The organism is Bombilactobacillus sp. ESL1187 (assembly GCF_058107155.1).
The window spans coordinates 1,374,297-1,387,228 of the sequence record NZ_JBYLTZ010000001.1 but is presented as its reverse complement, the minus strand read 5'-3'; the positions used below and the strand labels follow the sequence as shown (position 1 = coordinate 1,387,228).

Sequence of the window (12,932 nt, the reverse complement as noted above, 5' to 3'; positions counted from 1 at the left end):
GCGGTACCACTCTAATTGATTAGTAATCCACTTTAATTTAAACATATTTTAAAAAACACAAAGACACGACGGTACTTGACTGTAGCCTTTTCACACTCACAAGACCTCACTAAAACAACCAAATGTACCTTAACTCTCTGCAAAACTCATTTTAAAGGATTCAAGTTAAATTTTCAAGCAACGGTAAAAATTAGTAACCTTTAAAATAGTTTTTAATTAATGTTTTAAATGCATAATAGCTTCTTGAATTGTCTTGCCTTGTCCACTGACATTTCTGCTGGGATCAACGGCAATGAACGTTTGTGAAGCTGTATCAAGTTGAATGCGTAATTTTTTCATGCTCATTACCTCCTAGATATAATTCTGCTTATTCTACTCAGAACATATTAGGATGTCAAGCAAAAACATTTGAACTATTTTATTGAACTTGTACAGCAACTTTTGCTAAAGCTTCCAAACTATCAGCAACGTCTTGCCAATTATCCTCGAAAGGCCCATAAGCTGTCTGAATCAAAGTATTGGTCGGCAAAGCGGGACACTCATTTTCACCGTTAGTACCCCAATTCTGCCAACCGGAATTAGGACGTTGAACAATTTGAAAAGCACCGGCTGCTTGCGCAGTTTGCCAAATCATTGCTTGATGCGTTTGCGTATTAATTTCGGCTGATTTAGTTGCTGGTCCCGCAAAGATAGTTTGATCAGCTACCTGGCTAACATCGACTGGTTGCTGTGAATAAGTCCATGGTCGGTCGTTAGTTTCGGCTTCTACAAATGCTTGAGCTCGAATATCTGCCAATTGCGCTTCATCTTCCGAGCGCTCCAAAGCATTTTCCCAGACTGAAAACAACCGCCAATATAAATCCCAATGTGCTGATGCCATATCGCCAGTCAACAAAGACCGAAACTTTTCAAAAGCTGTTCCTCGCGTTTGACCATCATTAACTAACGTTTGAACCTTATCAGCCAAATCATTGGCATACGGATCACCGGCACGATACCAAACGCCACTATCGGTAATAAAGCGATCAAACACTTGATGACCGATTCCACTTTCAAATTCATCACCGACGGTAATCTTATCAGTAATGGAACGATGATTAACTGTTGTTTGAAAATGATCCACATGGTAAACACGTGAAAAGAACGGAACATTATAATAAAAAGACCAATCCAAACTAAAATGCTTACCATATAGTTCCGGTTTTAACCCGTCAGGAATTCTGCCAGATAGACGATATTTTTTAAAAATTGGGCCGTCTTCCAAAGCCTGAATATCTACAATCAAGTGTTCCGCAGGATTGATTAAACCATTATCAGGGGTGAAGAATGGACCATAAAATCCGCCCATCGCATTATTACCTGATGGCAATAAATCTTTGTCTTCCTGAACTGATTTAAAATGACGTAAACCCCATTTGGAGGAACCCTCTCCTTGAGCATTACCACGGCACAATTCCAAATCAAAAACACCTGTATTTAAATGAACATAAGTATCTGTCTCTTGAGTTGATGTGATCTCCTGAATACCATCTACTTCACTAGGCTCCAAGACATGATCTAATTGCAGTTGAACATCACCTTGTGCAAAAGACACTATTGCTATAAATTTATCGTCTTCTTTTTGTAAACGTTGACAAATAATTTCATGATTTTCTTGATCATGAGCTAACCACAAATCGCCTGAGAGATCTTCTGTAACTGAAAAAACAACTGGCACATTAATTTTGATTTTTTTAGAGGTATCACTATTTTAATAGTTTTCATAACTAATCCTTTCTAAATTATTTTTATAAAGCTGTTAAGAAAGTAATCAAACCAAAAATTACTCCCGCACCATTACACAGCGCTAGTGGAATATCACGATCTTTTTTACATAATGCATATATCACCCACAACAATGTGTTAAAAGCTGTTGCCAACGGTTGAATCGGACTTCCTTTCACACCGTGTAAATTGTTCATAATTTGTGGAATATACGCTACGTACATAATAATGGCAGTTATAGAAGCAATCCATCCTAAAACAGTAATGACTTTCTCAAATTTCAAATAAACATCTCCCGTGATAGATCTTTTTGGTAGCGCTTTTATTTTAAGCGTAATTTTATCATAGTGCATATTGTTTAAATTAGCAAATACGCAATACTTTGATTTCACAATTGCACTTAGAGAATAAAATTTGTTTTATTTTTACAATCAATGAGCTTTAATAAAAATAGTTGTTTTATTGCTAAATCTTTAAGGGTACAAAAACTCTGCTAGCCTATGGAATTTTGACTCTGAGGTTTTTCTATTGCTAAATCTTTAAGGGTACAAAAACTGTAGTCATCAAACAGACCATCAGCTTTTAGTTTTTCTATTGCTAAATCTTTAAGGGTACAAAAACAATACTTCAATTGCTGATTGGACCAATCAAGTTTTTCTATTGCTAAATCTTTAAGGGTACAAAAACCAGTCGAATCGTAAGGGTAACTAGCAATCCGTTTTTCTATTGCTAAATCTTTAAGGGTACAAAAACTAAGCCCAAACCAATTTTCACCATTTTCTCGTTTTTCTATTGCTAAATCTTTAAGGGTACAAAAACAACACTATCTCTATATTTTTTTTACTTTTAGTTTTTCTATTGCTAAATCTTTAAGGGTACAAAAACAAGTCGCTAATAAAGATCGGACGTTGCATTGTTTTTCTATTGCTAAATCTTTAAGGGTACAAAAACAATGTACGGTTTTCGCATGTAGGCTTTTTAGTTTTTCTATTGCTAAATCTTTAAGGGTACAAAAACATAGGGTGGTAAGCTAGAACATCAGAATATGTTTTTCTATTGCTAAATCTTTAAGGGTACAAAAACTGTCCTTTAAGAACCAAGCAGCAGCACCAGGTTTTTCTATTGCTAAATCTTTAAGGGTACAAAAACTTACAAGTCGGCCAAGGCTTGGGTTACATTGTTTTTCTATTGCTAAATCTTTAAGGGTACAAAAACAAGCTGCGTACAAATCCCAATACAGGTCCAGTTTTTCTATTGCTAAATCTTTAAGGGTACAAAAACAAAATAACTAAAAATTTGAAACTGGATTTAGTTTTTCTATTGCTAAATCTTTAAGGGTACAAAAACCTTGACACTATACCTTATAAGGTATAGTATGTTTTTCTATTGCTAAATCTTTAAGGGTACAAAAACAACATAGCGTACTAATTCATCAACTGAAGTGTTTTTCTATTGCTAAATCTTTAAGGGTACAAAAACCGACTGTAGGTTGACGTTGGCCAACATTTTGTTTTTCTATTGCTAAATCTTTAAGGGTACAAAAACTAATGATTTTGATTTTAGATTTTTTGTATTGTTTTTCTATTGCTAAATCTTTAAGGGTACAAAAACACTACATCCTTTAATGAAATTAATTGATTAGTTTTTCTATTGCTAAATCTTTAAGGGTACAAAAACCTCAAATTGAAAATAATCATTGATTTTTCAAAAAAGAGATTTCTGCATCAGTTAATAAATAATCTTCTAAATTAAATGACGTCTCATAATCCAGCAAATCATTTATTATTTTTAATAATACCAAATCTTTTGATGATAATGCAACCTCTCGCTTACTACCTATCAAGGGTAGTAACTGGGATAAAGATTTTAAGATTTGCTGATTGGACAAATTCATCATATTGGGATAATGATTTTTTAGACTTTTAATAACAACATCAAATGGTGGTAATTGTTCAATATGAGGACCAACCAAAATTATTTTATGAATATCAGCACTATCTAATCTGACGCCCCGAAAATCATTCGCTATATAAATAACTTGTAAATTAGTTTGAAGCATAATTTGTTTTAACTTAGTTACTAATTCTTCAATTTTATCAGTTGATAAATAACTCGTAGGGTTATACATAATTAACCACATTTTATCAGCCGTTCGTTGGGCAACAGCCGTAATTAGATTGAGATACTCATCCACTAATTCATCAGTACTCATCAATTCAATTGGTGTCATGATTTGATTTTCTTGATAACCGACTACCAAATCATTTTTTAACAACTCTAAATAATTTAGATCCCTTAAATCCACTTGCAGACTATCTGCAAAATTATCAACATAATCCTGTAGTAAAAAAGATAGTTGATATAATTCATTGTTAATATGCTCTAAATGTTGAGTAACAGCTACTTCGTTTTCCTTTTGATTCAGATAATCAAAGAGCAAAGATGGTTTATGATAGATAACTTGCTGATAAATCGCTTGACGACTATTAATAAAATAAAAGTGATTATGTTTTAAATCAATTAAATGATCATCAATCAGTAACTCAATACCATTTTCACCATAAATATTTGCCTCAGAAATATCCAACTTTTGACGATAAAAATAAAAACTACGAAATATTTTCCACAGCATATCATGATTAGGACCCACGAAATAAAGAATTTGGTCTAAGTCAGCTTCCACAAATTGCTGATCTTGATACTCAATCTGTAAATTCATATTTGCACCAGCTTTTTACTACCTACCAAGGCTTCCTGATTACTGCGACTACCAACTAAAATTTTCATATCATCAAATTGTTTCTCACTAACTGCTAATAAGCGAACTTCACCATGATTAGGCAAAAAAGCCTGAATATTATGTTCATATTTTTTACCAGCCGCACGATTGGGTAAAGTCCGATAATAAACTGAATATTGTAGCATGGTAAAACCATTGCGAATTAACTCTTTGCGAAAAATTCGATATTGTCGTTGTTCGTTAATTGTTTCCATGGGTAAATCAAACATACAAAGTAAGCGCATATTCTGATATTTCACCTGATCCTCCTATAAATTAACGATGCTAATTCCACAAAAAAACTTTACTTAATACTATTTGTCTGAATAAAATCTTGCAAGCTAATCGTCAACAAAGCTTGTGGATCATCTGTACTCATGGCGGTCACAAACGATTGTACAAATTCCTGAATCACATGATCCATCGTCATTTTCTTATTGTTAATCAGCATTTCTTGATTCATAAAATTAATTAAGCTCATCCGCGCCTCATAACTCAAATAATCAGTTGTTGATAAAACTTGTTGATCAATCCAATAATCCATCAATGGCCGAAAGGGTTCCATTAAATCATCAGCCAAATTAAAACTGTTAAATTCATTTCGGTGAAAAATGCCTAACATTGAACTTAAGCCATCGGCTACCACACACCGTGCCACGCACGAGCGGATAATTGCATAACCAAAGTTCATTGCATAATTAACTAACACCTCAGCATCTCTAGTAAATGAATTGCCAAACAACGAATCAAAATAAACTTTAGCTACCTGACCCTCACGATTAGTTAAATCACCGTCAGTTAATTCCATGACCAATTGTTCCATCATTTCTAAGCGTTCTAATTCCACTCCCTTGTAACGGGCAAATGCAATTTGATTTAGCATTTTTTGTGCAATGACCTGTTTCCACATTCTAGCTTTCTGTTGACTAGTCCAATTAGCTTGAGCAATTACTCTTTGAGCCGAATGATGGTATTGACCATATGGCAGATACATTCCTACTGGCAAATATTTATCATCACAAATAATTAAGCCAATATTATTATGACTTAAACCCACCAACAGTTTGGTTGTAATCGTGGTGCGATTGCCTTCCAAAATAATGGTATTAATATCAGATAACGGAATATAGACTGTTTTAGATAATTTGACAATTTCTACATTATCTAATTTAAGTCGCAATAATTCTCCTTCTTTAATATGTACGATCCGCCAACCCAAAATAAACGCCTCTTTTTAGTGTTATCGCTTTCATAATAAGACTTATTTTATTCTTTGACAATCTTTTTTTGTCAAAAATTAAGAAAACTTCTACATTGGAAAATTTGATGTAAAAAAAAATGACTGCCAAAGGCAGTCAATAAATTCGGGATGAACCCTTATTTTTGTAGATCCTTAAAGATTTAGCAATAGAAAAACTTTAAGTCGCTTGAACATTCAAACATATAAGGCGTCCCTTACGGGATTAAGTATAACACCTTTATTAGAATCAATCAAGAATATTTTGTGGCTGTTTTTCTTCTTGCTCTAGGTAGTATGGATTACCTAAAATGTCAGTATTGACTTTCCAAAGTTTACAGTCCTTGGGTACTAGCGGCTTAATAATTTGCTTACCTTCTTTAGCGTTACCGTATAGTGGAATCTTAGTCAAATAATTATCATACGAATCTAATAACTTTAATTCTGCATAATTCTTATGGCTGATATTTCGTGACCAAAATAGTAATTCCATTTGCTCTTTTGTTTTTAGATTTTGCACTTTAATCCGATTTTTCCGGTACAGCGAAAATAAAAACTTCGCATCAGAATGAACCCCTTCTCGTGCCTTGATTTCGAGATAATCAGCCCTTTTAATTCCGAAAGTACCATGAACACAACTCAAATCAGAATGATTAATCCCCATGATTTGATATTCGCCAGTAGCTTCGTCTAAATAAACGTCAGTGCGCCATGGTTTCAAAGACTGCAAAATAACTTGCTTGTTGCGCGCATTTTGAGGCGTTACACAAATTTTCGAACCCATCTTTTTATCATAATACTTCAATTGTTTAATAATCGGACCATTATTATGCTTCGAATATTTGTGTAAAAAGCCATGATCGCGTCGATATAGTTCAAACGGACTAACATTTTTAGTTTTCACCTTGCCTGCTTGATCAATTTCTTCTATTTGATCAGGGTACTGTTGTAATACTTGTTCTAATAAGGCAAAACTTTGTGGATCTAATTTAGCCATCAAAAACTTAGATGGATCTTTATCATACACTTTTTTGAATTTGACATAATCCGTAGCATCATAAATATTTTTAATTTTAGCAATGATATAATCTGCTGGCTGCTTATCCTTAGCTAATTGACCATTACGGACTGAATAAATAGTGTCATTACTAATCTTACGATTCATCTTTTTATCAATTTGGTGCGAAAATTGCACTCGTGGTTCTATTTCTTGTAATTCTGTCACCAAATGACTATCAGGCAAATTCAGTAGTTGCTGATCATATTCTTTATCATCTAAAATAGCACCTGTTTTGATATCAATCGTATGTTCCGACACTTTCACTGGAAAAATCGTACCACCTGATTTTTTCCATAACTTCAAAAACGGTGTCGCGGCAATAATCGTCGCATCGATTGCATGATGATGATAAGTTTCTCGAGACTTCGGTAAATGCCAATGTTTACGCATATTAGACGTGAATTTACCCCGAATGACGGCTACTTTCGTCTTTTGGTTTTTCTCTCGATAAAACTCTTGCAAACTATTCAAGACCACGCGTGAAGAGTAGCGTGTATCCACTAAGTTACGACTAATAAAGCGCTGCCGCACTTCTAAATCGCTTAAATCCTCATCACATAAATAATTATCGCGTTTGGCTTTAGAAAAATTGGTATTGTTTAACACTTGAGCTTCAAATTTTTTCCAACCTTGACCATGGTTCATATTAAAAAACGCATATGGTGTCTGTTTTTCTTTTTGTTGATTCATTTCTGCATAACACAACGTTTTATTATTTAAACTATCATCGAAGGATACTGATTGGGGAATAATATGATCGATTTCAAAATTTTCTGGATAATGTAATAAATCATATGCATCAATAGTTTGGCCACTATACAAACACTTATGTTGTTGTTCATACCACAGGCGAATTTTGGTATATAATTTACCACCCTGTTTACGTAAACCATCATCAACGTCTTGTTTACTGCCAACCGATGTTATAAATTCTTGCATGGCTTGATCTTTAAGCTTGCGATTATTCTTTTTTAATTGATCCAGATACTTTTTCATATCCTTTTCGTTTTTGTCACGCGGCATTTCCACAACAATATAATCTGGTTGACCATATTTTTTTGTTACAGCATTCACAATTTTTAACGCTTCCCGCACGGATTTAGCGGCAACCGGATTATAAATATCCGCTGTAATCTTGCGGTAGGGCAAATACTCGTCATCTTGAAAACGATGTTGATCGCGCAAAGACCAACCTTTTTCCTGAAGCAAGGTCATTTGTTCCACTGGACGCTTTTGCATTTCAGGAATTAATTCGCGCATTGTTTTAATTGAAAAGCGGTGCCATTTATTGTTACTTTTTATTTCAAACGCTGCTTTATTATCAATAATAGCCTGAATTAAACTATCGTCCAAGAAATCATATTGGGGTTGCAGCCGTTGATGCAGTTGTTTTCTAATCTCACCATCTTCAGTATTAAGCGTCATAATAAAACTTAAATCATCAAGAAAAGCCGTACTCCAAGTATTAATCTCAATATCTTGTTTTAAAAAAGCTTTGCGCATTTTCCGATAAATAGCTAAGGAATGCAGTTCTGGTTTATCGTTTTCATCCACCCGATAACCGCGAATATCTTGCTCTTCACAATGACTAATTTTTTTAATCAATTTCATCATTGACGGATTACCCTTAGCTTGCCGTAGCTGCTCAATTAACTGCAATTTATCAGCTGGCGGCATCTTACCATCTTCATAAGTGGTAATCGTTAAATTATTTAAATCACTTAATAAATTGAATTCTTGCGCGGTATAAGAAGCGGCCGAAGCCCGCAGTTCTTCAGGATGTATTCTGTCACGCCCAATCAACTCTTCAAATAAATTATCCAAGGTCCGACCATCTGTTTTATAAATGCCATAATCCGTCCGTGATTTCTCACTGCCAGGTCCTTGATAATAGCCCCGCTTACGCCGTAAAATCTTGCAAAATTGTTCTTCAAATTCGGCAGTCAAAATGGTGGGATAAAATTGCCGCTGGGTAGCAATAATTTGCCGCGCTTCTTTGACAAAAGCGGCAGTGGGAAAAACATTTAGTAAAACTTGATTATTCTCAGTATTTTCAATTTTTGCACGTACTTGATTATATTTTTGCAATCGTTGCAACTGAATTTGCGCCGGCGTCTGCGTTTGTAAGTCAGTCTCATTAATTTCTAAGCTCTGACTATAGTCACTACTGCTCTTTAGATCATCCAAGGTAAAGCTAATTCCTCGGTGCTTAACGATGTTGTATAAAGCGCTTACTAATTCCGATTTAGTCAGCTGCTGCGTTAACCCTTTAACTCGTAAAGCATACGGATTCACATTTTGCGGCAAATTAATATAATACGGATCGGTTTTGGAACGTGTAGGAAGTAACTTGGAACGTTCAAATAAATTAACCGTATCAATTCGGCGTTGTTTTTTCCGTCTTAACAACCGCCGACTTCCACGCCGATCACGCCGCGTCTCATTTTCTTCCGAAATGCTTGCGTTAAACAACCTGGAGCCCAGTTCTAGAACATGCCCTTTTTGATAATCCAGGACACTAAAACCAACTGATGATACCCCAATATCTAAGCCTAGACTGATTGATTGTGCCATAACCTTACTCCGTTTCCTTTTAATAATTTTATTTTAACAAATAAATTAAAGAATCAATCAAAAATATTAAAAAGAAGTTGAGTATTAACTGCATCCAACATTAAAGTACGAACTTTTACTTTAGTGCTGCGCGCAATTAAACACCAACTTCTGGCTTTTGAAACGTTATCTAAACTAAATTAACGAGAAATTCTGGTTGCCCTTAACTCTGAACTTTTGCCAATCATGCATCAGCTCTAATTTAAAAGTTAACGCCTCGCAAATTTTTAATTAGGGATTAGAAACTGCCATTATGCACTTCAGCAATGCTATCCGCCAAAACAAACGCACCAGCATCAACATCAAAAATCAAATCTAAAATACTCCGATAATTTTGCGTATCGGTCACAATCATCAACATTTCTTTCGGTTCGTTAGAACGACCACCACGAACGTCAAACACCGTACTTCCTAGTTGTAGTTCTTGCTCCAAAATATTCTGAATAGCATCCTGGTGTTGCTCACTCATAACATAAACAACTAATTTTTTATCTAAACCAGTTTGAATATAATTCATCACCATTGTGGAAATACCAACTGATAAAATAGCTAAGAAGAAATATTCAAATCCCGAAACCCAAATATTCCCCAAACAGACAATACCGTCAATAACAAACAAGCTATTGGCATTGCGGATGCGAAAATACTTATTAAAAATCATGGGTGGAACCGTGGTACCACCTGCTGAATAACCTGATCGATAAATAATTGACAAACCCAATCCAAAAACAATACTACCAATGATGTCCGATAACAGCGGATTTTGAATAATCATTAAATCCGGCGTGATCGCTAAAAAGAGTGGCAATACCAAACTGCCAAACGTGATTTTAGCTGCAGCAACCTTATCAAGAAAGATCAAAGTTAAAATCCACATAAATACATTGAAGATTAAAAGTGTCATGGATAGCGGCACCTGCCACAATTGCTTAACTAAAATAGCAATTCCTGTGGCCCCACCAGCAGCAATTTTATGAGGATCGAAGAACATTGAAACACTAACTGCAATTAATTCCAGGCCCACTAACACGCCCAAAATTCGCGATATTTTTTTGATGTATTTGTTTTTTCTAATTGTTATCATAACTATATTATGCCTGAAATTGAAAAAAATATCAAAAAAAATATCTATTTTGTTTAAATAGGTGTATAATAATTTTATATTTTGCGGATGTAGTTTAATGGTAAAACTTCAGCTTCCCAAGCTGGCGTCGCGAGTTCGATTCTCGTCATCCGCTTCGTAATTTTACTGACCAATGAGCCTGAAGGGCTCTTTTTTTTTATTGCGCTGAAAAAAAGACACTTGACTTTGCCACGAACCAGTTTAAAACAATTATTGCCACAATTTCATAAACTGAGGTAACGCTTGAATTAAATGTGTTGGCAATACTACATACTGCTTTTGGGCTAATTGCTCTGCCAAATAACTATGTGCAAAAGTAGCCGCCAACACAGTTGTTGGACTCCAATCAAATTGGGCTACAAAGCCGGCCATTATCCCAGTTAAGGTATCACCCATGCCACCGGTAGCCATCGCAGGAGTTCCAGCAGTATTTTCAAAAATTTGTTGACTACCACTAAAATAAATATGGCTAGGGGCGCCTTTCAAGATTAAAGCCGTTTGGGATAATGTTAATTGATCAAGCGTCGCCTGATTGCGTTCAAATTGTTGTTGTGATGGTAATAGATGGCTGAGCTTTTTCCATTCCATCACATGTGGTGTCAAAATCAAATGCGCCTGAATTTTTTTTAAATTCAGTTTAGTTTGCGCAACCACTCCAAAAGCACTAGCATCTAAAATCAGTGTTTGTTTGGACGTCAACAAGGTCGCCATTTGAATTAACAAATCGCCCATTGGTGCTGTGATTTGTAATCCCGGACCAAACGCTACGACATCAACAGTTTGGACCATTGTTAAAATGGCTCTTGTATCATTCAAGTCTAAGCCCATCGCTTCTGGATATGTGGTTCTTAAACTAGTGAGATTCTCTGGATCAGTAGCTAAAGTCACTAATCCGGTTCCGGTATAAAGTGCCGCACCAGTCGCCATTAAAGCCGCGCCACCAAATTGTTGACTGCCTGCAATGATCAAACATTTGCCAAAAGTACCTTTATACGAGTCAACTGGCCGCGGTTGAATGACCGTTTGTAAAATTTTTGTTGATAATTTTTCCATTTTTATCAAATCCTTAGTTACTTTCTAACACAAATTTGTTATAATAGTTGTTTGTAAAGCCGTTGTGGCGGAATTGGCAGACGCGCAGCGTTCAGGTCGCTGTATGGGTTACCATGTGCAGGTTCGACTCCTGTCAACGGCATAAAATCGCTTGATCTATCAACGTTTCGCAAGCATTAGTTCACCATATGTCCGCTAAAACTATGAATTAATTTTTTTCAACACCAGTTTAACATATATTATATGAGTAAGGCCTATGTATTAGCTCCCAATGCGGGAGCTTTTTTGTTGAATTAATAATTTAATAAACGATAATATCTACGAGTTTTGGCGGAACGCCCCGTCTTAACTGAATACATATTAAACAAAGTATCAAAGTAGTGATTTAACGCGTATGGTTCAATAAAATCGCGCAAAGATTGGTCTAATTGATCCAATTCAAAGGCTTGCATATCAACTACCAACAAATCATTCGTAAATTGCTTGGCAAAGTTCACTACTCTCAGATCATTCTGCCGATTGCCACCACTGTTAACTACAATATTGACATTTTGCTTGCGATCGACGATTTCCATTGGCCCATGGAAAAATTCTCCAGAATGAACCGCTTGCGCTTTGATTCGTTGAATCTCCTCTAATAAGTAATTAGCAAAGCAGCAAACTTCACCCCACATTAAACCTGAACCGACCCACAACTGATGTGCTTTTAAATCAGTATTATTAACTTTATCTAAAGCTTGGGGCATTAAGGTTTCCATTCCCCGAACTAAATTAGTATCTAAAGTAGATAATTGTTTTTGGATGGTGGTTACCTGAACATTAGCCAGATTGCCTGATAAGTTTAAAATTAACCAACCTAATTCAATTAAATTAGCGTCAGTGTCGATAGACTTTAAGCGTTCATCTAACAAATCAGCCTGTTCCAAAGGACTATTGTCATCACCAATAAATCCAATCATCAGACATTTCTTCTGCGCTCTAATAGTTGTTAATGCTTGGATTAATTCATGAGTGGCACCAGTTTTGCTGCCAGCAATAATCAAAGTTTGTTCATCAATCACTGAAAAATATTCTGAAATTAATTCTTCGGGACTAACGATTAAAAACGGCATTTTTAACTGTTTGAACATCATGGGCCGCAAATCTACAAATTTCGTATAGGTGCCACCACACCCTGTAAAAATAATTTTACTAATTGACTTTGCTTGTAATTGCTCAGCCACAGTACTGACATGTTCTAATTCATTGACAGCTGCTTCATAATTGGTGATAAAAACTTGCTTATCAAAATACATTGATTTAT

The 12,932-nt window shown here is 35.2% G+C and carries 10 protein-coding genes, 2 tRNA genes and 1 CRISPR repeat array; of the genes, 2 read left to right on the top strand and 10 right to left on the bottom strand.

Features of this window, described 5'->3' with window-relative positions:
• Window positions 1-216: 216 nt before the first annotated feature.
• The 8 genes from AC3B5B_RS06465 to AC3B5B_RS06430 form a co-directional block, all read right to left on the bottom strand.
• Window positions 217-339, bottom strand: coding sequence for a hypothetical protein (locus AC3B5B_RS06465; protein ID WP_489757744.1), 123 nt, complete (start codon window positions 337-339; stop codon window positions 217-219).
• A 79-nt stretch (window positions 340-418) separates the two neighbouring features.
• The gene (locus tag AC3B5B_RS06460) at window positions 419-1,717 is read right to left on the bottom strand and encodes a hypothetical protein (protein ID WP_489769668.1); all 1,299 of its coding nucleotides are present in this window, start codon (window positions 1,715-1,717) and stop codon (window positions 419-421) included.
• A gap of 70 nt (window positions 1,718-1,787) precedes the next feature.
• Window positions 1,788-2,048 (bottom strand): SemiSWEET family transporter, encoded by a 261-nt coding sequence (locus AC3B5B_RS06455; protein ID WP_489769667.1) that lies wholly within the window; start codon window positions 2,046-2,048, stop codon window positions 1,788-1,790.
• 169 nt (window positions 2,049-2,217) lie between these two features.
• Window positions 2,218-3,441: direct repeats of the CRISPR family, unit length 36 nt; unit sequence GTTTTTCTATTGCTAAATCTTTAAGGGTACAAAAAC.
• 16 nt (window positions 3,442-3,457) lie between these two features.
• Entirely contained in the window at window positions 3,458-4,483 is a 1,026-nt protein-coding gene (locus AC3B5B_RS06450; RefSeq protein WP_489769666.1) for a P-loop NTPase family protein, read from the bottom strand.
• A complete protein-coding gene (gene cas2 / locus AC3B5B_RS06445; RefSeq protein ID WP_489769858.1) occupies window positions 4,480-4,788 on the bottom strand; it encodes a CRISPR-associated endonuclease Cas2 in 309 nt (102 codons plus the stop codon). Before cas2 ends, AC3B5B_RS06450 begins: the two co-directional genes overlap by 4 nt.
• Window positions 4,789-4,847: 59 nt before the next feature.
• Window positions 4,848-5,762, bottom strand: a complete 915-nt coding sequence (gene cas1, locus AC3B5B_RS06440; RefSeq protein WP_489769665.1) for a type II CRISPR-associated endonuclease Cas1 — start codon at window positions 5,760-5,762, stop codon at window positions 4,848-4,850.
• 268 nt (window positions 5,763-6,030) lie between these two features.
• Window positions 6,031-9,414, bottom strand: a complete 3,384-nt coding sequence (gene cas9, locus AC3B5B_RS06435) for a type II CRISPR RNA-guided endonuclease Cas9 (protein WP_489769664.1) — start codon at window positions 9,412-9,414, stop codon at window positions 6,031-6,033.
• 277 nt (window positions 9,415-9,691) lie between these two features.
• Window positions 9,692-10,537, bottom strand: a complete 846-nt coding sequence (locus tag AC3B5B_RS06430) for a YitT family protein (RefSeq protein WP_489769663.1) — start codon at window positions 10,535-10,537, stop codon at window positions 9,692-9,694.
• 83 nt (window positions 10,538-10,620) lie between these two features.
• Here AC3B5B_RS06430 and AC3B5B_RS06425 point away from each other — a divergent pair.
• Window positions 10,621-10,691, top strand: a tRNA-Gly gene (locus AC3B5B_RS06425).
• A gap of 95 nt (window positions 10,692-10,786) precedes the next feature.
• Here AC3B5B_RS06425 and AC3B5B_RS06420 read toward each other — a convergent pair.
• Window positions 10,787-11,629, bottom strand: a complete 843-nt coding sequence (locus AC3B5B_RS06420) for an NAD(P)H-hydrate dehydratase (protein ID WP_489769662.1) — start codon at window positions 11,627-11,629, stop codon at window positions 10,787-10,789.
• A gap of 58 nt (window positions 11,630-11,687) precedes the next feature.
• Here AC3B5B_RS06420 and AC3B5B_RS06415 point away from each other — a divergent pair.
• A tRNA-Leu gene (locus AC3B5B_RS06415) sits at window positions 11,688-11,771 on the top strand.
• Window positions 11,772-11,922: 151 nt separating this feature from the next.
• Here the strand turns inward: AC3B5B_RS06415 and AC3B5B_RS06410 are convergent.
• The gene (locus AC3B5B_RS06410; RefSeq protein ID WP_489769661.1) at window positions 11,923-12,924 is read right to left on the bottom strand and encodes an SIS domain-containing protein; all 1,002 of its coding nucleotides are present in this window, start codon (window positions 12,922-12,924) and stop codon (window positions 11,923-11,925) included.
• Window positions 12,925-12,932: the final 8 nt, after the last annotated feature.